Here is a 25429-nt window from a genome sequence, read left to right as displayed (position 1 = left end):
CTCCGGTTCATCCCGGCGAAGTAGATTCGGCTCCGTGATCGACCACATCAGCATCCCCACCGAGGCCGGAACCTTCGACGCCATCGCCGCCGGACCCGAAGACGGGCGGCCCGTGTTGCTGCTGCACGGCTTTCCCGAAGCCGCGGTCGAGTGGGAGCACCAGGTCGCCACCCTCGGGGTGCTCGGGTTCCGGGCCGTCGCGCCGGACCAGCGGGGCTACTCGCCCGGCGTGCGGCCGGAGCAGGCGACCGAGTACTCGATCGACCACCTCGTCGAGGACGTCGTCACGATCACGAAGGCGCTCGGCTGGGAGCGGTTCGACCTCGTCGGGCACGACTGGGGTGGCGCCGTCGCGTGGTGGACCGCCGACGCGCACCCCGATCGGTTGCGGAGCCTCGCCGTCATCTCCACGCCGCACCCCGCCGCTCTCGCCGAGGCCATGAAGACCGATGAGGACCAGCACCTGCGGACGCGGTACATGACCGAGTGGCGGCAGACGCGCGTCACCGAGCGGCGGATGCTCGAGAACGACGGCCGGGCGCTGCGGGACATGTTCGAGCGGCGGGTGGCGCCGTCCAAGGTCGACGACTACGTCCAGCGGCTGTCCGAGCCGGGCGCGCTCACCGCGGCGCTCAACTGGTACCGGGCGGGGCGGCCGGGCGGGAAGATCGGGAAGATCGCCGTGCCCACTCTGTACGTCTGGAGCACCGAGGACGTCTCCTTCGGGTCGACCGCCGCGCTCGACACCGCGAACTGGGTCACCGGGCCGTACCGGTTCGAGATGCTCGAAGACGTCACGCACTGGGTTCCGGAGGAGGCGCCGGAGGCCGTCACCACGCTGCTCGTCGAGCACCTCCACGCGCGGTAACCGCCCGTCACCCCGCCGGGCGGATCACGGGTAACCCACCCACCTCGCGGTACGGCCGGTTCGGCGCGTTCGTGTTCACTGGGGCGCGTGGATACCGCGACCGAACCCGAGACCGAGCAGGTCGTCTTCGTCACCGAAGACGGCGTGCCCACCGGCGAAACCGGCCCGAAGCTGGCCAGTCACCACGAGCACACCCGGTTGCACCTGGCCTTCTCGTGCTACGTCCTGCGGCGAAGCGACAACGCCCTGCTGATCACCCAGCGCGCGCTCGACAAGAAGGTCTGGCCGGGGGTCTGGACCAACAGCGTCTGCGGCCACCCCGCACCCGGTGAGTCCCTCGAAGACGCCGTCCGCCGGCGCGCGGGTTACGAGATCGGGCTGCCCTCGCTGTCCGGGCTGCGCTGCGTGCTGCCGAACTACCGCTACCGGACGCCGCCGTTCCAGGGGATCGTCGAGAACGAGTTCTGCCCGGTGTTCGCCGCGTGGACCGACGACGAGCCGGCGCCGAACCCGGCCGAGGTCGGCGACTGGCGCTGGATTGCCTGGAGCGATTACACGGAGCTACTGAACGACGTCACGGCGGATGTGAGTTACTGGGCCAAAGATCAGTTCGCCCAGCTCAAGAGCATCGAGCCGTTCTCGAGCCTCTGACCGGACCACTCCGCAGAGTCACCGGCACTGTCCCGTTTGAGCGAAATTCACCTTCGTCCGCACCGACGCCTCAAGGGTGGCCTCCGCCGCGACGACAACCAAGGGGTGGTGGAGGTGGGCATGGTCGCCGAGGGCGAAGGCACGCTGAGCCGGACCGGCCGCCCACGGCCGCCGGACCTGCTCCGCCTGCACGAAGCCGTCGCGAGCCTCTTCGCGACCCAAGGCGATTGGCGCCGGGCCTACCAGCACCTGCGGTCCGCGCTGGACATCGCCCGCGACGGCAGCCTGCGCGACGCCCTGACGTCGAGCTACAACCGCCGTTACCTCGACGAGCGGCTCTACGGACCGTTCACCGACCGTCGCCCACTCGGTATTGCGCTCGTCGATCTCGACCGCTTCAAGCGCGTGAACGACACGTACGGTCACCTCGTCGGCGACCGCGTCCTCCGTCGGGTGGCCGATCTGCTGCAGGAGGAACTGCCGCCGGACGGCTTCTGCGCCCGCTACGGCGGCGAGGAGTTCGTGCTCTGGCTGCCCGGCGTCGACGCGGGGCACGCGATCGGCATCGTCGACGCGGCCCGCGTGCGCGTCGCCCGTCACCCCTGGTCAGAACTCCAGCCCGGGTTGCACGTGACGATCAGCGCCGGACTGGCGCACGAGGCCGGCGCGCCGTCGTCACCCGAACGCCAGCTGCGCAGCGCCGACCGCCTGCTTTATGCGGCGAAACGCGCGGGCCGCAACAAAGTGGCCTATCACGACGCGCAAAGCACGCAGTTAATAACCCACTCTGAGTAACGTAAACACCGCATTACTCCGGATTGCCGATCAGTGGCTTCACCCGTTTGTCGACGCCCACCGCCCGTTCGTCGACTCAAGGTGAAGAAATTTCCGGGAGGGTGTCGTCACGAACGGGGGGTATCCGTACGATAACGAAAACCTCCGGAGGAACGATCACCTCCTGCGGGGGAGGACGTCCTAGTCGAGATCGTGCGGAAGGAGACCGAGTGCCGGACGAGCACGACAGCCCGGGAACCGGTCGCCGCACCGATGGTCCGGCGCGGCCGCGGACGGGTAGACGCAGGTCGATGGAAGACCAGGGCGGCATCAGCGTCTCGGACGTCGTGGCCAAGACCACCGGGGTGCGGCCGACGCCGCCCCGCGAGCCGGACCAGCCGGGCCGCCGCGCGGCCGAGCCGCCGTCCCGGGCGCGGGCACCGCAGCCGCCCGCCGAAGACCCAGTACCCACGGACGCGAATCGTCAACCCCGCCCCCCGCGCCCCCGCCAGCCCCGCCGCACGGCAGCGGCGGCCCCGGCCCCCGAGGCGCCGCTCCAGCGCCGCCCCCCGGCGGCCAACCCGGGCCCCCAGCAGACGTCGGCGGCTCCGCAGCCCCCTCGCCGCCCGCGACGCCCGGGCGCGGAGGCGACCCCGCCAGCCGAAGGCGGAGCCCCCCGACGAGCCCTCGACGGCCGCCGCGCGGTGACCCCCGACGACACGGCTCGGCGCAGCCCGGCCGCGGATCGGCGTGGCCCTGAGGACGCAACCACGCGCCACACGCCCGCAGCTGACGGATCAGCCGGTCGGCGCGCGGCCGCACCCGACGACGCCGGTCCCCGCCACACGCCCGCAGCTGACGGACCCGGTCGGCGCGCGGCCGCCCCCGACGACACAGGTCCCCGCCACGCTCCCGCAGCCGACGGCCCCATCGGCCGACGCGCGGCCGGCCCCGAGGACGCCGGGCCTCGACGCAGCCCCGCTGACAGCCCCGCGCCGCGACGCTCGGCTGCCCCCGAAGACGCACCTACGCGCCACACGCCCGCAGCCGACGGCCGACGCGCGGTTGCCCCCGACGACTCAGGTCCGCGGCACGCTCCCGCAGCCGACGGCCCCACCGGCCGACGCGCGGCCGCGCCCGACGACGCCGGCCCCCGCCACGCTCCCGCAGCCGACGGCCCCACCGGCCGACGCGCGGCCGCCCCCGACGACTCAGCTCCCCGTCACGCTCCCGCAGCCGACGGCCGACGCGCGGCCGGCCCCGACGACGCGGCTCTGCGCCACGACGGGCCCGCGGCCCGGCGTGCGGCTGCGCCCGAAGACTCAGGCCCCCGTCGCCCGATGGCGGCCGATGGCCCCGCCGGTCGGCGTGCGGCCGAGGGACCCGCGCCTCGTCGTGGTGCCGCGCCCGACGGGCCCGCGCCGCACCGTGCTCCCGACAGCGCTGCGATGCGGCGTCCGGCGACCGCGCGGCCGGTCGGCCCGCCCGGAACCCCGGACAGCCCGGCACCTCGCCGGGCACCGGCCCTCGACGAGAACACCGGCCGCGCGGCCACGCCCGACGGGCCCGCGGTTCGCCGTCCCGCCGCCGCACGGCCCGCCGCCACCCCGGACAGCCCCGCCGCTGCCCGCGAAACCGCTGCGCCCGAAGCCGGCGGCCGTCCGGCGGCCAACGGGGCCAACGGGATCTCCGCCGTACCTCCGCGGTCCGCTCTCGATCCCCTCACCATGACCGACGAGATGGAAGCGATCGACGAGGCGACCCAGTACCGCCGCAAGATCGACCACACCCTCGCCCGGTTCTCCGCCGCGCACGACGAGATGAACGCCGAAGAAGAGAAGCGGCGGGTGCGGCGTGAGCGGCTCTCGCCCGCTTCGATCCTCGAGAGCACCCGCACCGCCCTTCAGCGGGTGGTCACCACCACGCCGCAGGGTGAAGACGAAGCCGTCTCCGAGGAACAGGCCGCGCAGACCCGGCTCCAGGAGAAGAAGGCCCGGAAGATCGAGCGCTCGGTGCGGTTCGGGCGGATCGCCGCCGCGGTCGTCGCCGGGCTCGTCTTCCTCGGGATCGGGGGTGCGTGGGGCGCCCAGACGTACTTCGACGCAAAGTTCACCCAGGTCTCCGCGCTCGACGAGAACTCCGCCGACATCCAGGACGCCGACGCGCAGGCCAACGACGAGAACTTCCTGATGGTCGGCTCCGACACCCGGGACGGCGCCTCCGCCGAGGAGGGCGTCGGCACCGCCGACAGCAATCCGGGCGCGCGCTCCGACACCGTGATGGTGGCGCACATCCCCGCGGACCGGAAGCGGGTCGTGGTCACGTCCTTCCCGCGTGACCTCGAGATCGACCGGCCCGAGTGCCAGCGCTGGGATCCCGCGCAGAGCAAGACGACCGACGAGAAGGTCCCCGAGCAGAAGATCGCGAAGCTGAACACCGCCTACGCGGTCGGCGGCCCGCCCTGCACCACCAAGGTGATCCAGCAGCTCACCGGTCTGCGGATCAACCACTTCGTCGGCATCGACTTCAACGGCTTCAAGGAGATGGTCGACGCCGTGCACGGCGTCACCGTGCACAACGAGACCCCGATCGACGACACGACCCTCGGCAAGGTGCTGATGGAGACCGGCGACGTGACGATCTCGGGCGACCAGGCGCTGAACTTCGTGCGCGCCCGGCACGTCAAGGGCGACCCGACGTCGGACTACGGCCGGATCAAGCGGCAGCAGGAGTTCATCGGCGCGCTGCTGCGGAAGGTCATGTCGTCGGACGTCGTGCTCGACCCCGGCAAGCTCAGCGACTTCATCACCGCCTTCGCGAAGGCCACCTTCGGCGACAACCTCGGCGTCAAGCAGATGATGACGCTGGCGCAGTCGATGAAGGGCCTCGACTCGTCGAAGATCACCTTCCTGACCGTGCCGACGGTCGGCCTGCCCAACAGCCGCGGCAACGAGGTCCTCGTCCGCAGCAAGACGAAGTCGCTCTTCGACGCGCTGCGCAACAACACCCCGCTGCCGGACGCGAACGCGCCGGTCCCGCCGAGCGAGCAGGCTCCGCCGACCAGCACGTCGAAGTCGAAGACGGGCAGCTCCAAGAGCACCACGACGAGCAAGAAGAGCAGCACCACGGGCTGATCCGCGAGGATCGTTAGACCGGGTTCACGTGCGGTTCACCCGGCGATGCGGTGTTTGGTCACGGTTGGCCGTAGGGTTGGGCCATGCGTGAGGCTTACCATGTCGAACTCGAACAGCTCGCCGTCAACCTGGCCGCCATGTCGGTCCAGGTCGCCGACGCCATGGAGCGGGCCACGAGGGCACTGCTGGAGGTCGATCTCAGTCTCGCCGAGCAGGTGATCAGCGACGACGCCAAGGTCGACGACGCACGCGCCCAGTGCGAAGAGCAGGCGTACGCCCTGCTGGCCCTGCAGGCGCCTGTGGCGACCGATCTGCGCACCGTCCTCGCGGCGATCCACGCCGCAGAAAGCCTGGAGCGGATGGGCGATCTGGCGCTGCACGTGGCGAAGGCCGCGCGGCGCCGCCACCCCGACCCGGTGCTGCCCGACGCCGTGCGCCCGTACTTCGCCGAGATGGGCGAGGTCGCGGTGAAGCTGGCCCGCTCGACCGAGCAGGTCATCAAGACGAAGGACGTCGAAGCGGCGAAGACGCTCGAGTCCGACGACGACCAGGTCGACGACATCCACCGCCACCTCTTCACGGTCCTGATGGACCGCGAGTGGCCGCACGGCGTCGCCGCGGCGGTCGACGTGACGCTGCTGGGCCGCTTCTACGAACGCTACGCCGACCACGCGGTGTCGGTCGCGAAGCGGATGATCTTCGTGGTCACCGGCAAGATGCCGGGCTACGGCTCGGACGACGACATCTGAGCCGCACCAACGAGAAAGGCCCCCGGCCGGCGCCGGGGGCCTTTTTTTGCGAAGACACCGCATTGCTCCACTTTGGACAAAAGAAAGGCCTTTCTCGCCGACCCCGAGCACCGGCGAGAAAGGCCTTCCCCGACAACGACTACTCAGCCGAAGCGGCCGGAAATGTAATCCTCCGTGGCCTTTTCGTCCGGGTTGGAGAAGATCTTCTCCGTGTCGTTGAGCTCCACCAGCCGGCCCGGCTGCCCGACGCCGGCGAGGTTGAAGAACGCCGTCTGGTCGGAAACCCGCGCTGCCTGCTGCATGTTGTGCGTGACGATGACGATCGTGTAGTCCTTCTTCAGCTCCCCGATCAGGTCCTCGATCGCGAGCGTCGAGATCGGGTCCAGCGCCGAGCACGGCTCGTCCATCAGCAGGACGTCCGGCTGGACCGCGATCGCGCGGGCGATGCACAGCCGCTGCTGCTGACCGCCCGAGAGGCCGCCGCCCGGTTTGTTGAGGCGGTCCTTGACCTCGTTCCAGAGGTTCGCGCCGCGCAGGGCGCGCTCGGCGATGTCGTCGAGGGTCTTCTTGCCCTTGGTGCCACCGAGTTTCAGGCCCGCGACGACGTTGTCCTTGATGGACATCGTCGGGAACGGGTTGGGGCGCTGGAAAACCATGCCGATCGTGCGGCGGACCTGGACCGGGTCGACCGCCGACGCGTAGATGTCCTCGCCGTCGAGCAGCACCTGGCCGTCGACGCGGGCGCCGGGGATCACTTCGTGCATGCGGTTGAGCGTGCGCAGCACCGTCGACTTGCCGCAGCCCGACGGGCCGATGAACGCGGTGACGTTGCGCGGTGGCACGGAGAGGGTGACACCGTCCACGGCGTGGAACTTGCCGTAGTAGATGTCGACGTCCTTGACATCGAGTCGTTTGGCCATCAGGAACAGCTCACTTCTTCTTCGGGGCGACGAGGCGCGCGAACACGGTGGCGAGGAGGTTGATCAGCGCGATGATGATCACCAGGGTCAGTGCGGCGCCCCAGATCCGGTCGAAGCCGACCGAGCCGGGATCCATCGAGTTGGTGACGCGCTCGTTGTTCATCAGCAGCGGGAGCGCCGCCTGCTCGCCGCTGAAGATGTCCCAGTTCGTGTAGGCGGAGTAGCCGACCAGGACCAGCAGCGGCGCCGTCTCGCCCATCACGCGGGCCAGCGCCATCATGACGCCGCCGACGATGCCGGACATGGCCGTCGGGAGCACGATCTTCATGATCGTCTTCCACTTCGGCACGCCCAGCGCGTAGGAGGCCTCACGCAGGTCGTCCGGGACGATCCGCAGCATCTCTTCCGACGAGCGGACGACCACCGGGATCATCAGCAGCACCAGGGCCAGCGACACGGCGAAACCGCTGCGCGGCAGGCCGAACGTGGTGATCCAGAGCGCGTAGATGAACAGCGCCGCGACGATCGAGGGGACACCGGAGAGGATGTCCACCATGAACGTGGTGGCCTTGGCGAGCTTGCCGCGGCCGTACTCGACGAGGTAGATCGCGACGAGCATGCCGATCGGCACCGCGATGACCGCACAGACCAGACCCTGCAGCAGGCTGCCGATGATGGCGTGCAGCACACCGCCGCCGACCTCGTCGGACAGGAAGTTGCCCAGGTCCTGCGACCACCAGTTGGAGTACGGGATGCGCTTGATGCCGTTCGCGATGACCGTGTACAGCACCCAGACCAGCGGGACGACGGCGATCAGGAACGACAGCCAGACCAGCGTGGTCGCGACGCCGTTCTTGACCTTGCGGGCCAGGCTGACCTGCTGGAACGCGGGGGTCGTGGCCGGGGCTTCGAGCGTGCTGGTCATGCTCGGTCTCCCTTCTTGCCGATGACGGACCGGGCCGCGAAGTTCACCAGGAAGGTGAGCACGAACAGCACCAGGCCGGCCGCGATGTACGCGCCCGCCGAGACCTCGTTGTTGAACTCGCTGTAGTTGGCGGCGATCTTCGAGGCGAAGGTGGCGCCGCCGTCGAAGAGGCTCCAGTCGAAGTTCTTGCCCTGCGGGATCAGCAGGATCACGGCCAGCGCGATCGTCTCACCCAGTGCCCGGCCGAGGCCGAGCATGGACGCGCCCACGTACCCGGCCTTGCCGAACGGGAGCACCGTGGTGCGGATGACCTCCCAGCGGGTGGCACCGAGCGCGAGCGCGCCCTCCATGTGCGGGGTGGGCGTGCGCTCGAAGACCTCACGCGAGAGCGAGGTGATGATCGGCAGGATCATCACGGCCAGCACGATGCCGGCGGTGAAGATCGTGCCGCGCACGCTCGGCGCGACGTTGCCGGGGGCCAGCAGCGGGAACCACGAGAACGTGTCGTTGATCCACTGGGAGAACGGCTCGATCGCCGGGGCGAAGACGAGGATGCCCCAGAGACCGAAGATGATCGACGGCACGGCGGCGAGCAGGTCGATGACGTACGCGAACGGCCGCGCGAGCCGCTTCGGCGCGTACTGGGTCAGGAACAGGGCGATGCCCAGGGAGACCGGCATCGCGATGATCAGGGCCACGACCGAGGTCGCCACGGTGACCTCGAGCAGGTCGAGGATGCCGAACGACATGTTCGCCGGGTCGCTGGTCGACCAGCCGTGGTTGGTGAGGAAGTTGGCCTTGTTGGCCTGCAGCGCCGGGATCGCCTGGATGAGCAGGAAGAGCCCGATCAGGCCGATCAGGGCGACGACGAAGATCCCGGCCCCGGTGGTCAGGTTCTGGAAGATGCGGTCACCGGGCCGCACCTTCTTCGCTTTCTCGCCCGCGGGCGGCTGCGGCGCCGCCGGCGGGGCTGGTTGCTCCGAAATCGGGACCTCCGGGGGCGTCGTGGCGGACGACGAACGCCCACCGGGGTCGCCGGTGGGCGTTCGCGTCGAGGATGACTCGCTCATCAGCTACTTCTGACCAGCCTCTATCACTCGGATGTCAGTCGCAATGCCGGTTCAGGAGATCGCCTTGACGGCGGCCAGGACCTTGGTCTGCAGCGACTGCGGGATCGGCACGTAGCCCTTGGCGGACAGCGGCTGCTGACCGTCGGTGGCGGCCACCGTCAGGAACGCCTTGACGGCCTTCGCGACATCCGGGTTCGCGTACTTCGAGCAGACGATCTCGTAGGTCGTCAGCAGCAGCGGGTAGGCACCCGCGGTGTTGCTGGCGTAGATGCCGTTGAGGTCGAGCGCGAGGTCGTTCGAGCCGTCCTTGAGGAACTTCGCCGCGTCCAGTGACTTCGCCACGTTCGCCGCGTTGAGCTCGACACCGCCGGAGCCGCTGTCGATGAGGGCCGGGGTCAGGCCGTCCTTGGCGAACGCGCCCTCGACGTAGGTGATGCCGCCGTCGGAGGCCTTCACCGCGGTCGCGACACCGTTGGAGCCCTGCGCACCGTTGCCGACGCCACCGTTGAACTTCTTGCCGGCGCCCTTGGTCCAGTCCGCCTTCGCGGCCGCGCCGAGGTACTTCTGGAAGTTGTCGGTGGTGCCCGACTCGTCGGCGCGGGAGACGACCTGGATGGCCTTGTCCGGCAGGTTCAGGCTCTCGTTGCCCTTGACCGCCTTGATGGCCGGGTCGTTCCACTTGGTGATGCCACCGCTGAAGATCTTGGCGGTCACCGACGGGGTCAGCGTCAGCTTGTCCACACCGGACAGCTTGTAGGCGACCGCGATCGGGCCGACGACCAGCGGGATGTTCCAGGCGTCGCTGGCGCAGCGGGCCTTGGCGGCCGCGGCGTCGGCGTCCTTGATCGGCGAGTCCGAGCCGCCGAAGTCGATCTGGTTGGCGTTGAACTGCTTGACGCCGGCGCCCGAGCCACTCGGGTTGTAGTTGACCTGCTGGCCCGCGCACTTCTTGCTGTACTGCTGCGTGAAGATGTCGATGGCGTTCTTCTGCGCCGACGAACCTTCCGCGGAGAGCGGGCTCTTGCCACCGCACTCCACGGCGGCGGTGCCGGTCGCAGCGGGCGCCGAAGCCGAGTTCGAGCTGCCGCTGTTGGTCGCCGCGGGGTCGGAACCACAGGCGGCGAGCACGAGGGCGGCGCTCGCGACGATGCCCACCGCGCTCAGGGGCCGCATGATCTTCACTGCTGTTTCCTCCATCAGGAGCTTGACCGGGTCGTCGCGGCGTGCTGCCGCGCCGGATCCGGACATTAGGCAGCGCCGGTGGACGGTCACCCCTGTCCAGGTGAACGAAAAGTGAACAAGGCTCCGGATGTGAGCAGTGCTACTACCCCGATAGGGTGCCGTGTCCGCGCCGTGACCTGCGCGTTCGCACACCGTGACGGGGTGCTCGCACCCCGTCCACCGTGGTCACCGACCGTACTGGACGTCGGTTTCGTGACGGGAAAACCCGAGCTTCGTGTAGACCGCGAGCGCCGGGGCGTTGTCGCCTTCGACGTACAGGATGATCTGGCCCAGTCCCCGGCCCGCGAGGTACCGCAGCCCGGCGAGGGTCAGCGCCCGGCCGAGCCCGCCGCCCTGCGCCGCCGGGTCGACGCCGACGACGTAGACCTCGCCGACGCGCTCGCCGCCGAACCGGCCCGGGGTGGCCTCGTGCACCTTCGTCCAGTGGAAGCCGATGACTTCGCCGCGCTCTTCCGCGAGGAAGAACCCCTCGGGGTCGAACCACGGCCGGCGCTCGTCGGCGCGGATGTCGTCGGCGGTCAGCGCGCCCTGCTCGGGGTGCCAGTCGAAGGCCCGCGCGTTCACCCGGACCGCGGCGTCCTCGTCCTGCCCCGGCACGAACGTCCGCAGCGAGACGCCGTCGCGCAGCACCGGCTCGGGCCAGTCCGCGCCCTCGACGTCGGTGTGCAGGATCAGCAGCTCGCGCTTGCGCTCCAGGCCGGTCTTCAGCGCCAGCTTCCGCGCGGCGGGGTGGTCGCCGTGCGCCCAGATCCGGAAGCCGACCGCGGCACGCTCGTCGAGCGCCTGAAGCAGCTTCGCGCCGTAGCCGCGGTTGCGATGGGCCGGGTGCACGAAGAGCTCCGCGACCTGGTGCCCGAAGGAGTCACCGGTGGTGTCGACGTGGGCGTAGCCGACGACGTCGCCGTCGATGCAGGCGACGAGGTGTTCACCGCCGTCGAACTCGCCGGGCAGCGGCCCGCCGGGCGCCACCTCGGGCCGCCCGTCGGCCTCGCGGACGGCCAGCAGCAGCCCGCGGACGTCCTCGAGCTGCTTTTCGTCCAGTTCCTGCCGCCACTCGCCTTCACCACTCACCCTGCGACCGTACCCGCGGGAGAGGCAACGCGACGGTTCTCGCCGCGTCCTGAGAAGTGTGGTGGTGTCAGTGCGCGAGTTCGGGGGTCTCCGCCGGCGCCTCGGCCGGGACCGGCTGGCGGGGCACGCCGGCCTTGGCCGGCCGCTCGAACTTGTAGCCGACGTTGCGCACGGTGCCGATCATCTGCTCGTGCTCCGGACCGAGCTTGGCGCGCAGCCGTCGGACGTGGACGTCGACCGTGCGCGTGCCGCCGAAGAAGTCGTAGCCCCAGACCTCCTGCAGCAGCTGGGCGCGGGTGAACACCCGGCCGGCGTGCTGGGCGAGGTACTTGAGCAGCTCGAACTCCTTGTAGGTGAGCTCGAGGGTGCGCTTGCGCAGGCGCGCGGTGTAGGTCGCCTCGTCGATGACCAGCTCGCCGACCCGCAGCTCGGCGTCGACCTGCGCGGAACCGCCGTCGCGCGTGGTGACCAGCCGCAGCCGGGCGTCGACCTCGGCCGGGCCCGCGGTCGGAAGCAGGATGTCGTCGGTGCGCCACTCGGCGCTGACAGCCACCAGGCCGCCCTCGCCGACGACGGCGATGATCGGCGTGGCCGCCTCGTCTTCACCCGCGCCCTTGAGCAGCCGGCAGAGGCTCTTCGCCGAGGCCAGGTCGCTGCGGGCGTCGAGGACGATGACGTCCCGGTGGCCCGCGTCGAGCAGGGCCGTCACCTCGGGCGGGCGGACGCGTACGGTGTGCGGCAGCAGGTCCAGCGCGGGAAGCACCGCAGTGGCGTCGGCTTCCGCAGTCAGCACCAGAAGGTCCAGGCTCATGAGCCGCACCGCCTCCACAAATCGTCGCCGCTCGGTGGCGTTGTTCGGTGCTAAGTGAGAATAGCGGCTCGAACGCCCGGCACCTAACCCTTGCTGGATCGATCACACCTGGAGAAACCCCGGTGGACCCGACGAACAGGAGTACGGACGCGATGGTGAGCAGGCCCGTGACCCGGGACGACCGACCCGGACCGACGCCGGACGCGCGGCGCCGCGGACGCCGGGCCCGGCGCTGGGTGATCGCACTGGTCGTCCTGGTGCTGTTGCTGGTCGGCGCCGATTTCGGGGCCGCCGCGTACGCCGAGCACATGATCTCGCAGAAGGCCCGCACGCAGCTGCAGCTGACCGACGACCCGTCGGTGACGATCCACGGCTTCCCGTTCCTCACGCAGGCGCTCGGCGGTGACTACAGTCACATCAGCGTGTCCGCCGCCGGCATCCCGGTCGCGGACAAGCTCCAGGACGTCGCGGTGAACGCCGAGCTGGAGAACGTCTCGGCGCCGCTGTCCGACCTCACCTCGGGCAACACGAAGGCGATCACCATCGGCGAGCTGACCGGCGCGGTCACCATCAAGGCCGCCGACCTGGCCCGTCTCTCGCCGCTGGACAAGATCAAGGACCTGCGGATCGAGCCGTCGAGCACCGACTACGTCGAGAACGGCGACGCCGGCCAGAGCGAGCCGGCGCCGACCACCACGACCGGGGCCGACGGCCAGCCCGTCGACGAGTCGAGCACCGGTGTCCGCATTTCGGGACACCTTCAGTTCGCGGGCAAGGATCTGGAAATCTTCTGCTTCGCGATGATCGAAGCCGACGCGAAGGGCGGGACGATCAACTTCATCCCCAAGCGGCTGCAGTTCGGGAACGACCAGGAGACCACGGTCGTCCCCGCGGCGGTGCAGAAGGCGCTGCTGCCGAACTTCAAGGCGTCGATCAGCACGAAGGACCTGCCGCTGTCGGTCACCCCGACCGGCGTGCGGGTGCAGAGCGGATCGGTCACGATCAAGGGCGAAGCGACCAATGTGTCCTTCGCGGACCTGAGCAAGTAGAGGAGCGGTGCGGTGACGGGACTGTGGGTGCTCGCGGCGACGCTGGTGGCCGCCGCGGCCGTCGGTGTCCTGCTGAAGGCCCGCAACGGGCGCGTGCGCGAGGCGAAGCCCGCCGTGCGTGAGCTGCCCGGTCCCGTCGCCGCCGCCCTCGACCCGGCGTCCGCCGTGACGCTGGTCCAGATCTCCACCACCTTCTGCGCGCCCTGCCGGCACGCGAAGGCCGTGCTCGCCCCGCTCGCCGAGCGGACCGACGGCCTGCACCACGTCGAACTCGACGTCACGAACCAGCCGGAGGTCGCGCAGTCGCTGTCCGTGCTGCGGACGCCGACCACGATCGCGCTGACCCCGGACGGCCGGGAGCTGCTGCGCGTCGGCGGCGTCCCGAAAGGACCCGAGCTGCTGGCCGCATTGCAGCCGCATCTCACGACTCGGACGCCCTGACCAGGGACCTTCCCATGAATTGGGATTTCTCCCAGAGTGTGAACGTGGTTCCCACCCTGAGGGAGAGCTGGGTACGCTCGCACCCGTGACCAGGCTGAGCACGTTCCTCACGCAGCGACGCGCAGTAGACCTCTGCCGCGTCCGCAGCAGCCTGTGTCGCGCGTCGTCCGACCGGCGCTGAACCACGCCCGTCCCCGCCAGCCCTGATGCCGCTGACGCGTGCCGTTCGCACGTAATCTCCCTGCTCCAGCTGGAGGATCCATGTCCGCCGGACCGGCCGTCGACCCGCGAGGCCCGCGGTTCGCCGCCATCCTGACCACGATCGTGCTCGCGGTCGTCCTGGTCACCGAGTGGTGGCCGCTGCTGGCGGTCCAGACCGTCGTGTTCGCCATCGGCGCCTTCGTCGGGCTCAAGCCGGCGCCCTACTCGATCGTGTACCGCACGCTCGTGGCCCCGCGCCTCGGCCCGACCGACGAGCGCGAGGACGCGGCGCCGCTGCGGTTCGCGCAGGCCGTCGGGTTCGTGTTCGCGCTGGTCGGCACGATCGGCTTCGCCACCGGGCTCACCCCGCTCGGCATCGTCGCGACGGCGTTCGCGCTGTTCGCCGCCTTCCTCAACGCCGCCTTCGACTTCTGCCTCGGCTGCGAAATGTTCTTGCTCATCAAGCGCTTCACCCCCGCCCGCGCGTCCTGAAAGTTCAACCCCAGAAAGAGAGTCCGTTCCATGAGCCGTGAAGACGTCCTGGTCACCACTCAGTGGGCCGAGGAGAACCTGGACACCCCCGGCGTCGTGTTCGCCGAGGTCGACGAGGACACCACCGCCTACGACGCCGGCCACATCCGGGGCGCGGTGAAGTTCGACTGGCGGAACGACCTGCAGGACGGGGTGCGCCGCGACTTCGTCTCCAAGGAGGGCTTCGAGAAGCTCCTGTCGGAGAAGGGGATCGGGAACGACGACCTCGTCGTCCTCTACGGCGGCAACAACAACTGGTTCGCCGCGTACGCGTACTGGTACTTCAAGCTGTACGGCCACGAGAAGGTCGCGCTGCTCGACGGCGGCCGCAAGAAGTGGGAGCTCGACGGCCGCGAGCTGAACTCCGACGAGGTCAAGCGCGCCGCGACCGAGTACAAGGCGCAGGACCAGGACCTGACCCTGCGCGCCTTCCGCGACGAGGTCGTCCAGTCGATCGGCGCGAAGAACTTCGTCGATGTGCGGTCCCCGGACGAGTTCTCCGGCAAGCTGCTCGCCCCGGCGCACCTGCCGCAGGAGCAGTCCCAGGTTCCCGGTCACATCCCCGGCGCGCTGAACGTGCCGTGGGCGAAGGTCGCCAACGAGGACGGCACCTTCAAGACCGAGGAAGAGATCAAGGAGCTGTACAAGGACGAGGGCATCGACGAGGGCAAGGGCACCATCGCCTACTGCCGCATCGGCGAGCGCTCCTCGATCGCGTGGTTCGCGCTCCACGAGCTGCTGGGCTACGAGGACGTCAAGAACTACGACGGTTCATGGACGGAATACGGCTCGCTCGTCGGCGTGCCGGTCGAGTTGGGAGCTAAGTGATGGCGGTTGACGACAGCTGCGGCGCACCGGCCCAGGTGGCCACGCCGGCGGACTACGACACGCGCGGCCAGGTCGTGCTGGCCGGCAAGGTGACGGGCGAGAACGGGCCGGTCGGCGGCGCGTTCGTCCGCCTCCTCGACGGCGGCGGCGACTTCACCGGCGAGGTGGTCTCCTCGGCCGACGGCGACTTCCGCTTCTACGCGGCGCCGGGCGACTGGACGGTCCGTGCTCTGCACCGCACCGGCAACGGCGAAGCGTCGGTCTCGGCCGACGGCCCCGGCGTGCACCAGCTGGCGATCTCGGTCGCCTGAGTTCGTTCGTCGTGAGGGGCACCCTCATGGGCTTCGAGTCCATGAGGGTGCCCCTCATGGCTTTTCGGCCGTGGCGGTGGCCGGGCTGGTCCTGCTGTCGGTGACCGTGCTCACCGCGGCGACCCTGCGCCGGGCCGCGTGGGGCCGGTCGGACTATCCTCCGAGGCGTGGAAATCCTGTTTACGACCCTGCTGGTGCTGGCGGGCATCGCGATCACCTGGTTCGCCGTGTACGTCGTCTACCGGCTCTACGCGGACCAGCGCTGACCCATGACGGCCAGCGGCGACGAAGCCATCGCGGCAGCGGAGGTGCGCGCGGAGAGCACCCGGGCGCGCAACCTCCCGCTGTGGGACGACCTGCCCATCCCCAACGACACCGCGAACCTGCGCGAAGGGGCCAACCTCAACGACGCCTGCCTCGCGCTGCTGCCGCTCGTCGGCGTGTGGCGCGGTGAAGGCGAGGTCGACTACCCGACCATCGACGGCCCGCGCAAGTTCGCGCAGCAGCTCACGATCTCGCACGACGGCCGTCCGTTCCTGATCCACGAGGCCCGGGCCTGGCTGCTCGACGACGACGGCAACGTCGTCCGCCCCGCCGCCCGCGAGTCCGGGTTCTGGCGGCCGCAGGAGGACGACACCATCGAGCTGCTGCTCACGCACAACACCGGCATCGTCGAGCTGTACTACGGCAAGCCGCGCAACCAGACGTCCTGGGAGCTCGGCACCGACGCGGTGGTCCGCACGGCCACGGCGAAGGACGTCACGGCCGCCCAGCGGCTGTACGGCCTGATCGACGGCTCCCTCGGCTACGTCGAGGAGCGCGCGATGGTCGGCCAGGAGATGCAGCCCCACAGCTCCGCCCTGCTGCACCGCGTCGTCGGCTGACGCCGGTGCGCTGGCGGCGGTGCGGCGAGGACGCCGCCCTGCTCGACTGCGACTCCCTCGAGCAGCTGCGGGCCGCGCACGCGACCGTCCTGGCCGCCCGCCCCGCGGGGGTCGTCGACCTCGTCCCGGGCGCGCGCAGCCTGCTGGTCGTGGGGGACGTCGCCGCGGTGCGGGCACTGCTCGACGGCGCCGACCTGACCCACCCGCCCGCCGGCGAGCCGCGCGAAGTCACCCTCGACGTCCGCTACGACGGCGAAGACCTCGAGCTGATCGCGTCGGACGCCGGGATCTCCGCGGACGCCGTCGTCGAGCTGCACACCGGGGCCGTCTACACGGTCGCGTTCACCGGGTTCGCGCCCGGCTTCGGCTACCTGACCGGCCTGCCGGAACCCCTGCGCCAGCCGCGGCTGGAGTCGCCGCGGACCCGCGTCCCGGCCGGCTCGGTCGGGCTGGCGGGCGAGTTCACCGGCGTCTACCCGCGTGAATCACCGGGTGGCTGGCGGCTGCTCGGGCACACGCCGGCGACGCTGTTCGACCCGCACGCGGACCCGCCGGCGTTGTTCGCGCCGGGCGACCGCGTCCGCTTCCGGAGCGTCCGATGAGGAGCCTGGAAGTCCTGGACCCGGGCCGGTACGCGCTGGTCGAGGACCTCGGCCGGCCCGGCTACGCCCACCTCGGCGTCGCCCCTTCGGGGGCCCTCGATACGGCGTCGCTGCGGCTCGCGAACCGCCTGGTGGGCAACGCCGAAGCCGCCGCGGGGATCGAAGCCCTGCTCGGCGGCCTCTCGGTGCGGTTCACGGCCCCGGCGACCCTCGCCGTCACCGGCCCGGCGGTCCCGGTTTCCGTCGACGGCCGGGCTTTCGGCTCCCACACGCCCGTTCCGGTCCGCGCCGGGCAGACGTTGGCGATCGGCACCCCGACGACCGGGCTGCGCTGCTACCTCGCGGTGTCCGGCGGCATCGCCGTCGAACCGGTGCTGGGCAGCCGATCCCGGGACGTCCTGTCCGGTATCGGGCCCGAACCGCTGCACGCCGGCGACGTGCTCCCGCTCGGCTCGCCCACGGGAATCCCGGCGGGCGCGGACGTCGTCGTCCCCGTGCCCGCGCCGGGCGAGCTGGTCGTGCCCGTGACGCTGGGCCCGCGCGACGACTGGCTCGACGACGCCGCCGGCGGGCTCTCGGCGTGGTGGACGGTCACGGCCGAGTCGAACCGCGTCGGCCTGCGCCTCGACGGGACCCCGCTGCGCCGCGCGATCGACGGCGAGCTGCCCAGCGAAGGCGTCCTCACGGGCGCGATCCAGGTGCCGCCGAACGGACGGCCGGTGGTGTTCCTCGCCGACCACCCGACCACCGGCGGCTACCCCGTCGCGGCCGTCGTCCGCGCGACGGCGCTGAGCGCGCTCGCGCAGACCCGGCCGGGCACCCGCGTCCGCTTCCGGATGTCCTGAAAGTCCGGTACCGCCAGGCAGGTGAGACCGGAGTCACCCGGTGCACCCGTCCGGGTAGGGGCTGGAACCATGTCGCGCCGTCACCCGTCCTGATAGCTGTGGAACAGGTGACGATCAGCGGTGGCACGGGTTTCCTCGACGTGAACACGCAGGCGCGCGCGGAGCTCCCGCAATCGCTGCGGATCGCACTCGCGACCGGGCAGCTGCGCCGCCCGCTGGCCACCACGCTCGGGCCCGTCCTCGACCTGCTCGTCGACGGCGACTACCGCGTGAGCGGCCCGGAACGGCTCGCCGCCGACCAGGAGCTGACGCCGACCGACGTCTGGCCGCCGTCCGACGAGGCCCGCGTCGGGTACTACCGGACCGCCATCCGCACCGGGCACCGGCCGGTCGCGGTGGTGCTGGCCGTCGGCGAACGCGAGCTGATCGTCGACGGCCACCACAAGATCGCCGCGTACCGGGCCGAAGCCGTCGCGCCGGCGGTCGTGCGGATCACTCAGGCGTACTCGCCCTCGTAAGCCGCCACGAGCTCGGTGTACACGGCCGAGGAGTCGGGCAGGCGCTCGCCGTCCAGCGTGTGCACGCGGGTCAGCTTCCGCACGCTGGAAGCCATGAAGACGCCGTCGCCCTCGACGAGGTCGCGGACCGCCAGCGGCTCCACCTTGGTCGTCCAGCCCGCCTTTTCGGCGCCGCGGAACAGCGCGGCCTGGGTGGTGCCCGGCAGGATGCCGATGCTCGACGGCGGCGTGTAGAGCGTCCGGCCCTTCGCCAGCACGACGGTCGACGTCGGCCCTTCGAAGATCGAGCCGTCGGCGGCGGTGAAAATCACATCTTCGGCACCGCGGCGGCCCGCTTCGCGCACCGCGGCCATGTTCATCGCGTACGACAACGGCTTCGCGCCGAGCAGCAGCCAGGGCGCGCGCTCGGCGAGGTCCGGCGGGAAACCGCGGTCGAGGGTGACCGCGGAGACGCCGTCCGCGCGGGCCTTCAAGATCGACGGCGGCACCTCGGCACCGAGCGCGAACCCGGTCGGCCGCGCGGCGGGGTCGCCGTCGGATCCCCTGGTGTACACCAGTTTCAGCGTCATTTCGGGCCCGCCGGTCCACCTTTCGAGCACGGCCGAAACAACCCGCTCCCAGGCGTCGAGGTCGGGCTCCGGCAGGTCGAGCATGGCCGCCGACCGGGCCAGCCGCTCGAGGTGCGGGCGCAGTTCGCGGGGCCGGCCGCCGACGACGAGGATGGTCTCGAAGACGCCGTCGCCGCGCAGCAGACCGAGGTCGTCGACCTTGATCTGGGCGGCTTCGGGGTCGGCCGGGGTTCCGTCGAGGAAGACGAGCACGCGCATGCGGCCACGGTACTCACCTAGGCTGGGCGGTATGCCGTACCGCTCGCCGCTGCTGGACGTGCCCGGATCCATTCCTCCGCCTGACGATCACCCCGAAGCCGGCGTCCCCTGGCACTGGGGAGACCCCTTCGCGGAGCAGCGCACGGCCTCGCGCGGCGTGGTCGTGATCGACCGCTCGCACCGCGAGTTCCTCACCGTCACCGGTGAAGAGCGGCTCTCGTGGCTGCACCTGGTCATCTCGCAGCACGTGACCGGGCTCGCCGAGGGCTCCGGCACCGAGGCGCTGGTGCTGGACAGCCAGGGCCGCGTCGAGACGCACATGGTGGTCGCGCACGTCGACGGCACCGTGTACCTCGACACCGACCCGGGCCCGCGCGTCACCAGCGCGCTCCCCAAGGGCGGCCCCCAGACGCTGCTCGAGTACCTCGAAGCGATGAAGTTCTGGTCCAAGGTGGACATCCGCGACGCGACCGGCGAGTTCGCGCTGCTCACCGTGCTCGGCCCGGACGCCGAGCGCGTGCTGAGCGCGGTCGGCGCCGAGGTCGGACCGGAGCCGTACGCGGTCGCGGCGCTGCCGGGGGGCGGCTTCGTCCGGCGGATGCCGTGGCCGGGCCGCTCCAGCGTGGACCTGGCGGTGCCGCGCGCGGCGCTGCTCGACTGGTGGAAGCGGCTGACGGACGCGGGCGCGCGGGCGGCGGGCAGCTGGGTGTTCGACGCCCTGCGCGTCGAGTCGCTGCGGCCCCGGCTGGGCGTGGACACCGACGACCGCACGATCCCGCACGAGGTGGGCTGGGTCGGCTCGGCCGCGCACGTCGCGAAGGGCTGCTACCGCGGCCAGGAGACGGTGTCGAAGGTCCACAACGTGGGACGCCCGCCGCGGAACCTGCTGCTGCTCCACCTGGACGGCTCGCCCGAGGTCACACCGGAGCCCGGCGACCCGCTGCTGCTCGACGGCCGGACGGTCGGCCGGATCGGCACGGTCATCCAGCACCACGAGCTCGGCCCGATCGCGTTGGCGCTGGTCAAGCGCTCGACGCCGGTCGGCGCGGAGCTGCTGGCGGGTGCGGAGGACAACCTCGTCCAGGCGGCGATCGACCCGGACTCGGTGCCGTCGGAGCTCCCGGCCCCGGGACGGGCGGCGGCGGCGCAACTCCGTGGCTGAACGAAAGCCCCTGACAGCGAGATCACGCTCAACCGGGATAAACTGCGCTGTGATCGAAGTGCGGCCCGGCGGCAGGCGGCGGATCGACCGCGTGCTCGGCCCGGGGTACCTCAGCGGCTTGGGCGAACTGCCGTTGAAGGTGCTGCGCGAGCGGCGTGACGAAGCCGCGCAGGAAGAGACGGACCTGTCCTACCTGCGCCGGCTCCTGCACGCGCGGATCGACATCGTGCGCGCAGAGCAGACGCGGCGCAGTTCCGGCGGCGAGGCCAGCATCGTCGACCAGCTGGCGACGATCCTGGCCGACAACGCGCTGGGCCCGGCCGCGGGTTCGGGCCGCCACCAGCAGCTGGAGCCGTCCCGCGCGGGCGAGCACCGCCGGCACGCGGAAGCCCTGATCGGCGACACGGACCTGACCGACGTCGGGTCCCTCTCGGACGACAAGCTCGCCTCCGCTTTGGACACCTACGCGAGCGAAGAGCTGTCGGTGTCGTCCTTCCGGCGCGAGGTCCAGGGCGTGATGGACACGCTGAACGCGGAAATCGCGAAGCGCTACCAACAGGGATCGGCCACTGTGGACGAGCTGCTGGAGAGCGAGCGCGGACGCGGCGAGGCCCCGTGACCAACCCCGTCCTCGCCGAAGTCGTCCGATCCGGATTCGTCGAGAGCGTCCACCGCGGCGCGCTCGTGGTGACCGGCCCCGAGGGCGAAGCCCGCCTGGCACTGGGCGACGTGACCTCGCCGGTGTTCCCGCGCTCGTCGAACAAGCCGCTGCAGGCGGTCGGCATGCTGCGCGCGGGCCTGGGCTTCGACGGCGAGGACCTGGCACTGGCGTGCGCCTCGCACTCCGGCGAGCCGGGCCACGTGAAGCGGGTCCTCGAGCTGCTGGAAGCGGCCGGCCTGCACGAAGACGACCTGGCGTGCCCACCGGACTTCCCGCTGCACGTCCCGAGCATGCGCGACGCGGCCGAGCCCCGCCGCGTGATGATGAACTGCTCCGGCAAGCACACGGCGATGCTGACGACGTGCCTCCGCGCGGGCTGGCCGACGTCGGGTTACGAAGCCCCGGACCACCCGCTTCAGCAGGAGATCGCGGCGGCGGTGGCGGAGCTGACGGCCGAGCCGATCGCCCACACGGGTGTCGACGGCTGCGGAGCCCCGCTGTTCGCGTTCTCGCTGACGGGTCTGGCCCGCGCGTTCGGCCGGGTGGCCTCGGCCCCGGACGGTCCTGCGCGTCAGGTTGCGACGGCGATGCGCGCGCACCCGTGGCTGGTCGGCGGCACCGGCCGCGAGGACACGGACCTGATGTCCGCGGTGGACGGTCTGGTGTCCAAGGCCGGCGCGGAGGGCGTCCAGGCGTTCGCGTTGCCGGACGGGTTCGCGGTGGCGATCAAGATCGACGACGGCACCAAGCGAGCGTGCGCCCCGCTGGCGGTGGCGGCCCTGCGCTACCTGGGGGTCGACGTTTCCGGGCTGCCGGAGCCGCCCACCGGGACGATCCTGGGCGGCGGCCGCCCGGTGGGCGAGATCCGGGTCCCGGAACTGCGCGGCTGACGCCCGCCGGTAGCGGCAGCGACCGAGGGCGGCGCGGCTGCGGTGGGCAGCGTCGCTGCGGTGGGCGGCGTCGCCGCGGCCGGTCCCGCGGCGCGCGCCCGGGTCAGTTCGAGTGTTCGCGGGCGGCCAGGTCGCCCCAGAACTCGCGCAGGTCCGAGAACAGCTCGGCCAGCTCCTCCACGTTTCCCGAGCGCAGCGCGTCCAGGATGTCGTGGACCTCGTCCGCCGTGTTGTCGGCTTCCAGGACCGCGTCCGCGAAGAGCTGGACCAGGCCGCCGTAGTCGAGCTCGATCACCGAATCGGGGTGGAAGTTGTCCAGCCAGCGGCGGGTTTCGAAGAGGACCCGGCCCGGTCCGGAGTCGCCGAAGGTCTGTTCCAGCAGCTCACCGGCCTCGCGGGCGCGGTGCTGGGCGTCGGCGAGCGTCGCGCGCCAGGAGAGTTCGCGCTTCGGGTCGTCGCGGCCGGTACCCAGGATCAGGCGGCGGTCGTCCGGGTCGATCAGCACGAACCAGGGCAGCGGGACCGTCCACGTCGTCGACAGCGTGTGGGCCGCCGACGTGCTCAGGTCCACCATCGCCGACTTGGTGCGGGCGCGGATCGTCTCCTGGGTGAAGCCGCCTTCGTCGAGGACGACGTTCTTCAGCGCCGGGTGCGCGTCGCCCAGGAAGGTGACCAGCGCGGCCGCCGAACGGGCGCGCAGCTCCAGCGGGCAGACGAGCGGGCCGGCTTCGGCCTTGCCGCCCGGGACGTCCGCCGGGTCGAGGACCAGGACGTCGGTCAGCAGGCTCGGCGCGGGACGGCCGTCGACGAGCTCGGCGGGCAGCAGCCGCCGCGGCGCGGCGACCTGTGACTTGAGCCACATGGCCTGCTCGCGGACCCCCGCGTCCGTCCGCCGCAGCTTGGCCGCCGCGACGGCCGCGCGCAGCCGATCGTCCGGCGGGTCGCCCAGCGCGGGCAGGGGTTCGTACACCCGGAGGTAGGCCACGAAGGGACGGAGCACGAGTAGATCGTGGCACGTCTACCTGCACCGATCGTCAGCGACCGGCCGGTAACCGGTGTCCGGCTGACACTGTCACCACCGGCACACCGTGCCACGTCGCATCGAACCCCCCGGACACGGTACGGTGTGAGCAGGAAAGAATTGTCGAGACGATGCGGGGCCGCCGATTCCCCCGGCCGCCCCGCCCCTGTGCGAGGGGGTCGAGCCATGGGGCGCGGCCGGGCTAAGGCCAAGCAGACGAAGGTGGCGCGCGAGCTCAAGTACAGCTCGCACGAGACCGACTTCGATGCTTTGCAGCGCGAGCTGTCGAGTAACTCCTCCAGCGGTCATTACGAGGAGTCCGACAGCGATGATCAAGACCCGTACGACGACGGGTACGACGAGTACCGTCGTTGAGCACGCGTAACCGCGCGAGGGCGAAGCCGGACACAATCCGGCACCGCCCTCGCGCGCTGTGTGCTGCCCAAGAACGGGCCTGCGAAGCGATGAAGGAGTGAGCCGGTGGTAAGTCGGATTGGTGTCGTCGGAGCGGGACTCATGGGTTCCGGCATCGCCGAGGTGCACGCCAGGGCCGGGTTGGACGTGGTGGTCACCGAGGTGAACCAGCCGGCGCTCGACGCGGGCAAGGCCCGCATCGAGAAGTCGCTCCAGCGCGGCGTCAAGAGCGGCAAGCTGTCCGCCGAGGACGCCGACGCGGCTCTGGGCCGGGTGCGGTTCACGACCGACATCGCCGAGTTCGCCGACCGCGAGCTGGTCGTCGAGGCGATCCTCGAGCAGGAGCAGGCGAAGGTCGACGTCTTCCGCCAGCTCGACAAGATCGTCGAGGCCGAGGACGCGGTGTTCGCGTCCAACACGTCGTCGATCCCGATCATGAAGCTGGGCATGGCGACGAGCCGGCCGCAGCAGGTGGTCGGCATCCACTTCTTCAACCCGGTGCCGGTGCTGCCGCTGGTGGAGCTGGTCCCCTCGCTGCTGACGAGCGACGAGACCGCCCGTCGCGCGGAGGAACACGCGACGACGGCGCTGGGCAAGACCGTGATCCGCTCGCAGGACCGCGCCGGCTTCATCGTGAACTCGCTGCTGGTGCCGTACCTGCTCTCGGCGATCCGCATGATCGAGTCGGGCTTCGCCTCGGCCGAGGACATCGACCGCGGCATGGAGCTGGGCACCGCCCACCCGATGGGCCCGCTGCGGCTGTCCGACCTGATCGGGCTGGACACGATCAAGGCCATCGCGGACTCGATGTACGCGGAGTTCAAGGAGCCGCTGTACTCGTCGCCGCCGCTGCTGCTGCGCATGGTGGACGCGGGCCTGCTCGGCAAGAAGACCGGCCGCGGCTTCTACTCCTACGGCTGATCGAAGGTCACGGGCGCGTCGAAAGCCGCGCGCCGGGCCGCCCGCCGCAGGACGGCGAGGATGGCCGGCCCGAGCAGCACGATCGCGACGGCGTTGGTGATCGCGCGCCCGGTGTCCCAGCCGAGCGTCGAGGTCAGCACGGTGTAGACGGCGAACCGGTGCAGGTTCTCCGGTAGCGGCGCCCCCGGCACGAAGCCGAGCTGCGTGCTGTCCCCGGCGAGGAACGGCCACGACCACAGGCTCATGAGCAGCCCGAAGAAGTAGGCCGCGAACACGCCGTACGCGACGAGCATCGCGATTTCGGCTTTACCACGCGCCCGCGGCAGCAACCCGGCCCCGAGCCCGATGAGCGACGACGCGAGCATCTGGAACGGCAACCACGGCCCGACCCCGGCGGTGAGCAACGCGCTGGTGAACAGCGACGTCGAGCCCAGAACGAACCCGAACCCGGGCCCGAACACGCGGCCGGCGAGCACGAGCAGGAAGAACACCAGCTCGATGCCCCCGGTGCCGGCACCGAGAGGTCGCAGGCCGGCGTTGACAGCGGAGAGCACGCCGAGGAGCGCGAGCGCTTTGGCGTCGATGCCGCCGCGGGACAGCTCGGCGAGGACGACGAGGATCAGCACCGGCAGGGTCGCCATGAAGACGAACGGCGCATCCGCGGTGTGGGCGGCGGCGGTGGGCCGGGGGTTGGCGAAGAGGGGCCAGCAGAACATGGCCAGCCCGAGGAGGCTCGCGGTGGTGAGGACCAGCGCGGGCCTGGGGGTGAGCCGGATGGTGCGGGGCTTCGGCGGGAGGAAGCCGGTCATGGCGCCGCCTTCGCTGCCGCTTCGGGGGCTCGGGTCACTCGGAGCGGTTCTGCGTTGGTGGCCGCCCGGGCTCGGCCGCGGGTTGGTGCTGCGCCGGGCGCGTTTGGGTGGCCCGCCGCGCTGAATTGTGCGGGGGCCTGGCGCAGGCCACCTCTCGGCGCAGCGGATGGCGCGGTCGGCTCCGCAGTCCGCGCGACGGCACCGGGCCATGTTGCCGCGCCGGGCCCGCTCGGACGACCCGCGCTCGGTGCACCGGGTGGTGCGGGCCGCGCTTCGGCAGCCCGCGCCACAGCACCCCG

At 71.1% G+C, this 25429-nt stretch carries 28 protein-coding genes; 19 read left to right on the top strand and 9 right to left on the bottom strand.

Features of this window, described 5'->3' with window-relative positions; genetic code table 11:
- Nucleotides 1-34: 34 nt before the first annotated feature.
- The 5 genes from AB0B33_RS34355 to phoU all read left to right on the top strand — a co-directional run bounded on the left by AB0B33_RS34355 (nt 35) and on the right by phoU (nt 6176).
- The gene (locus AB0B33_RS34355) at nt 35-868 is read left to right on the top strand and encodes an alpha/beta hydrolase (RefSeq protein ID WP_247016967.1); all 834 of its coding nucleotides are present in this window, start codon (nt 35-37) and stop codon (nt 866-868) included.
- Between the two features lie 87 nt (nt 869-955).
- Nucleotides 956-1519, top strand: coding sequence for an isopentenyl-diphosphate Delta-isomerase (idi, locus tag AB0B33_RS34350; RefSeq protein WP_360779534.1), 564 nt, complete (start codon nt 956-958; stop codon nt 1517-1519).
- A 120-nt stretch (nt 1520-1639) separates the two neighbouring features.
- Nucleotides 1640-2314 (top strand): GGDEF domain-containing protein, encoded by a 675-nt coding sequence (locus AB0B33_RS34345; RefSeq protein WP_360779531.1) that lies wholly within the window; start codon nt 1640-1642, stop codon nt 2312-2314.
- Nucleotides 2315-4020: 1706 nt separating this feature from the next.
- Nucleotides 4021-5427: an LCP family protein gene (locus tag AB0B33_RS34340; RefSeq protein ID WP_360779756.1), complete on the top strand. Its 1407-nt coding sequence runs from the start codon at nt 4021-4023 to the stop codon at nt 5425-5427.
- A gap of 83 nt (nt 5428-5510) precedes the next feature.
- Nucleotides 5511-6176: a phosphate signaling complex protein PhoU gene (gene phoU / locus AB0B33_RS34335; RefSeq protein WP_247016962.1), complete on the top strand. Its 666-nt coding sequence runs from the start codon at nt 5511-5513 to the stop codon at nt 6174-6176.
- Between the two features lie 143 nt (nt 6177-6319).
- Here the strand turns inward: phoU and pstB are convergent, their stop codons facing one another.
- From pstB to AB0B33_RS34305, 6 genes are all read right to left on the bottom strand, one after another.
- Nucleotides 6320-7096 carry a phosphate ABC transporter ATP-binding protein PstB gene (gene pstB, locus AB0B33_RS34330; RefSeq protein WP_247016960.1) on the bottom strand — a complete coding sequence of 259 codons (777 nt, stop codon included), beginning with the start codon at nt 7094-7096 and terminating at the stop codon, nt 6320-6322.
- A 10-nt stretch (nt 7097-7106) separates the two neighbouring features.
- Nucleotides 7107-8021 carry a phosphate ABC transporter permease PstA gene (gene pstA, locus AB0B33_RS34325; protein WP_360779526.1) on the bottom strand — a complete coding sequence of 305 codons (915 nt, stop codon included), beginning with the start codon at nt 8019-8021 and terminating at the stop codon, nt 7107-7109.
- A complete protein-coding gene (pstC, locus tag AB0B33_RS34320; protein ID WP_360779753.1) occupies nt 8018-8944 on the bottom strand; it encodes a phosphate ABC transporter permease subunit PstC in 927 nt (308 codons plus the stop codon). The genes pstA and pstC overlap by 4 nt, the downstream gene beginning before the upstream one ends.
- Before the next feature lie 198 nt (nt 8945-9142).
- The gene (pstS, locus tag AB0B33_RS34315) at nt 9143-10273 is read right to left on the bottom strand and encodes a phosphate ABC transporter substrate-binding protein PstS (RefSeq protein ID WP_247016955.1); all 1131 of its coding nucleotides are present in this window, start codon (nt 10271-10273) and stop codon (nt 9143-9145) included.
- A 225-nt stretch (nt 10274-10498) separates the two neighbouring features.
- On the bottom strand, nt 10499-11404 hold the full coding sequence (mshD, locus tag AB0B33_RS34310) for a mycothiol synthase (RefSeq protein ID WP_360779523.1): 906 nt from the start codon (nt 11402-11404) through the stop codon (nt 10499-10501).
- 67 nt (nt 11405-11471) lie between these two features.
- Nucleotides 11472-12215: a response regulator transcription factor gene (locus AB0B33_RS34305; RefSeq protein ID WP_247016950.1), complete on the bottom strand. Its 744-nt coding sequence runs from the start codon at nt 12213-12215 to the stop codon at nt 11472-11474.
- A 152-nt stretch (nt 12216-12367) separates the two neighbouring features.
- Here AB0B33_RS34305 and AB0B33_RS34300 point away from each other — a divergent pair, with 152 nt between their 5' ends.
- From AB0B33_RS34300 to AB0B33_RS34260, 9 genes are all read left to right on the top strand, one after another.
- Nucleotides 12368-13264 carry a DUF2993 domain-containing protein gene (locus tag AB0B33_RS34300; RefSeq protein ID WP_247016948.1) on the top strand — a complete coding sequence of 299 codons (897 nt, stop codon included), beginning with the start codon at nt 12368-12370 and terminating at the stop codon, nt 13262-13264.
- Between the two features lie 12 nt (nt 13265-13276).
- Nucleotides 13277-13705, top strand: a complete 429-nt coding sequence (locus AB0B33_RS34295) for a thioredoxin family protein (RefSeq protein WP_360779519.1) — start codon at nt 13277-13279, stop codon at nt 13703-13705.
- A gap of 261 nt (nt 13706-13966) precedes the next feature.
- Nucleotides 13967-14398: a DUF4395 domain-containing protein gene (locus tag AB0B33_RS34290; RefSeq protein ID WP_247016944.1), complete on the top strand. Its 432-nt coding sequence runs from the start codon at nt 13967-13969 to the stop codon at nt 14396-14398.
- Between the two features lie 30 nt (nt 14399-14428).
- Nucleotides 14429-15265 carry a sulfurtransferase gene (locus tag AB0B33_RS34285; RefSeq protein ID WP_247016942.1) on the top strand — a complete coding sequence of 279 codons (837 nt, stop codon included), beginning with the start codon at nt 14429-14431 and terminating at the stop codon, nt 15263-15265.
- On the top strand, nt 15265-15576 hold the full coding sequence (locus AB0B33_RS34280) for a DUF1416 domain-containing protein (protein WP_247016940.1): 312 nt from the start codon (nt 15265-15267) through the stop codon (nt 15574-15576). The genes AB0B33_RS34285 and AB0B33_RS34280 overlap by 1 nt, the downstream gene beginning before the upstream one ends.
- Before the next feature lie 269 nt (nt 15577-15845).
- Entirely contained in the window at nt 15846-16460 is a 615-nt protein-coding gene (locus AB0B33_RS34275; RefSeq protein WP_360779513.1) for an FABP family protein, read from the top strand.
- A 5-nt stretch (nt 16461-16465) separates the two neighbouring features.
- Nucleotides 16466-17062: an allophanate hydrolase subunit 1 gene (locus AB0B33_RS34270; protein ID WP_360779511.1), complete on the top strand. Its 597-nt coding sequence runs from the start codon at nt 16466-16468 to the stop codon at nt 17060-17062.
- Nucleotides 17059-17907: a biotin-dependent carboxyltransferase family protein gene (locus tag AB0B33_RS34265; protein WP_360779508.1), complete on the top strand. Its 849-nt coding sequence runs from the start codon at nt 17059-17061 to the stop codon at nt 17905-17907. Before AB0B33_RS34270 ends, AB0B33_RS34265 begins: the two co-directional genes overlap by 4 nt.
- A gap of 98 nt (nt 17908-18005) precedes the next feature.
- Complete coding sequence (locus AB0B33_RS34260; RefSeq protein ID WP_247016932.1) at nt 18006-18425, top strand: hypothetical protein; 420 nt, start codon at nt 18006-18008, stop codon at nt 18423-18425.
- On the opposite strand, the gene AB0B33_RS34255 is transcribed toward AB0B33_RS34260, so the two are convergent.
- Nucleotides 18404-19252, bottom strand: coding sequence for an aminodeoxychorismate lyase (locus AB0B33_RS34255; protein WP_360779503.1), 849 nt, complete (start codon nt 19250-19252; stop codon nt 18404-18406). The two genes, AB0B33_RS34260 and AB0B33_RS34255, sit on opposite strands and share 22 nt — an antisense overlap.
- A 31-nt stretch (nt 19253-19283) precedes the next feature.
- Between AB0B33_RS34255 and AB0B33_RS34250 the strand changes: the two genes are divergently transcribed.
- Genes AB0B33_RS34250 through AB0B33_RS34240 form a run of 3 tightly spaced genes read left to right on the top strand, consistent with a single transcriptional unit; the run spans nt 19284 to nt 21965 of the window.
- Nucleotides 19284-20414, top strand: a complete 1131-nt coding sequence (locus tag AB0B33_RS34250; RefSeq protein WP_360779500.1) for a folate-binding protein — start codon at nt 19284-19286, stop codon at nt 20412-20414.
- A gap of 49 nt (nt 20415-20463) precedes the next feature.
- Nucleotides 20464-21033 carry an aerial mycelium formation protein gene (locus AB0B33_RS34245; RefSeq protein WP_247016926.1) on the top strand — a complete coding sequence of 190 codons (570 nt, stop codon included), beginning with the start codon at nt 20464-20466 and terminating at the stop codon, nt 21031-21033.
- The gene (locus tag AB0B33_RS34240) at nt 21030-21965 is read left to right on the top strand and encodes an asparaginase (RefSeq protein ID WP_360779497.1); all 936 of its coding nucleotides are present in this window, start codon (nt 21030-21032) and stop codon (nt 21963-21965) included. The genes AB0B33_RS34245 and AB0B33_RS34240 overlap by 4 nt, the downstream gene beginning before the upstream one ends.
- 103 nt (nt 21966-22068) lie before the next feature.
- On the opposite strand, the gene AB0B33_RS34235 is transcribed toward AB0B33_RS34240, so the two are convergent.
- The gene (locus AB0B33_RS34235) at nt 22069-22965 is read right to left on the bottom strand and encodes a hypothetical protein (RefSeq protein WP_360779494.1); all 897 of its coding nucleotides are present in this window, start codon (nt 22963-22965) and stop codon (nt 22069-22071) included.
- A gap of 207 nt (nt 22966-23172) precedes the next feature.
- On the opposite strand from AB0B33_RS34235, the gene AB0B33_RS34230 reads away from it, so the two are divergent.
- Complete coding sequence (locus tag AB0B33_RS34230) at nt 23173-23361, top strand: DUF3073 domain-containing protein (RefSeq protein WP_247016920.1); 189 nt, start codon at nt 23173-23175, stop codon at nt 23359-23361.
- Nucleotides 23362-23466: 105 nt separating this feature from the next.
- Nucleotides 23467-24321: a 3-hydroxybutyryl-CoA dehydrogenase gene (locus AB0B33_RS34225; RefSeq protein WP_281506208.1), complete on the top strand. Its 855-nt coding sequence runs from the start codon at nt 23467-23469 to the stop codon at nt 24319-24321.
- Here the strand turns inward: AB0B33_RS34225 and AB0B33_RS34220 are convergent.
- Nucleotides 24312-25130, bottom strand: coding sequence for an ECF transporter S component (locus AB0B33_RS34220; protein WP_360779491.1), 819 nt, complete (start codon nt 25128-25130; stop codon nt 24312-24314). The genes AB0B33_RS34225 and AB0B33_RS34220 overlap by 10 nt on opposite strands.
- Nucleotides 25131-25429: the final 299 nt, after the last annotated feature.

Source organism: Amycolatopsis sp. NPDC049159, from assembly GCF_040648295.1.
In the GTDB taxonomy this organism is placed as follows: Bacteria; Actinomycetota; Actinomycetes; order Mycobacteriales; family Pseudonocardiaceae; genus Amycolatopsis; species Amycolatopsis pretoriensis_A.
This window is presented reverse-complemented; position numbering and strand designations above follow the sequence as displayed.

What these genes read in the sequence shown, in the direction of transcription:
- AB0B33_RS34345 (WP_360779531.1), top strand. Translation starts at nt 1,640, where the DNA reads ATGGTCGCCGAGGGCGAAGGCACGCTGAGCCGGACCGGCCGCCCACGG.
- AB0B33_RS34280 (WP_247016940.1), top strand. Translation starts at nt 15,265, where the DNA reads ATGGCGGTTGACGACAGCTGCGGCGCACCGGCCCAGGTGGCCACGCCG.
- phoU (WP_247016962.1), top strand. Translation starts at nt 5,511, where the DNA reads ATGCGTGAGGCTTACCATGTCGAACTCGAACAGCTCGCCGTCAACCTG.
- AB0B33_RS34255 (WP_360779503.1), bottom strand. Translation starts at nt 19,252, where the DNA reads ATGCGCGTGCTCGTCTTCCTCGACGGAACCCCGGCCGACCCCGAAGCC.
- pstA (WP_360779526.1), bottom strand. Translation starts at nt 8,021, where the DNA reads ATGACCAGCACGCTCGAAGCCCCGGCCACGACCCCCGCGTTCCAGCAG.
- pstB (WP_247016960.1), bottom strand. Translation starts at nt 7,096, where the DNA reads ATGGCCAAACGACTCGATGTCAAGGACGTCGACATCTACTACGGCAAG.
- AB0B33_RS34275 (WP_360779513.1), top strand. Translation starts at nt 15,846, where the DNA reads ATGACGGCCAGCGGCGACGAAGCCATCGCGGCAGCGGAGGTGCGCGCG.
- AB0B33_RS34220 (WP_360779491.1), bottom strand. Translation starts at nt 25,130, where the DNA reads ATGACCGGCTTCCTCCCGCCGAAGCCCCGCACCATCCGGCTCACCCCC.
- AB0B33_RS34305 (WP_247016950.1), bottom strand. Translation starts at nt 12,215, where the DNA reads ATGAGCCTGGACCTTCTGGTGCTGACTGCGGAAGCCGACGCCACTGCG.
- AB0B33_RS34290 (WP_247016944.1), top strand. Translation starts at nt 13,967, where the DNA reads ATGTCCGCCGGACCGGCCGTCGACCCGCGAGGCCCGCGGTTCGCCGCC.
- AB0B33_RS34340 (WP_360779756.1), top strand. Translation starts at nt 4,021, where the DNA reads ATGACCGACGAGATGGAAGCGATCGACGAGGCGACCCAGTACCGCCGC.
- AB0B33_RS34285 (WP_247016942.1), top strand. Translation starts at nt 14,429, where the DNA reads ATGAGCCGTGAAGACGTCCTGGTCACCACTCAGTGGGCCGAGGAGAAC.
- AB0B33_RS34250 (WP_360779500.1), top strand. Translation starts at nt 19,284, where the DNA reads ATGCCGTACCGCTCGCCGCTGCTGGACGTGCCCGGATCCATTCCTCCG.
- AB0B33_RS34265 (WP_360779508.1), top strand. Translation starts at nt 17,059, where the DNA reads ATGAGGAGCCTGGAAGTCCTGGACCCGGGCCGGTACGCGCTGGTCGAG.
- AB0B33_RS34300 (WP_247016948.1), top strand. Translation starts at nt 12,368, where the DNA reads ATGGTGAGCAGGCCCGTGACCCGGGACGACCGACCCGGACCGACGCCG.
- AB0B33_RS34230 (WP_247016920.1), top strand. Translation starts at nt 23,173, where the DNA reads ATGGGGCGCGGCCGGGCTAAGGCCAAGCAGACGAAGGTGGCGCGCGAG.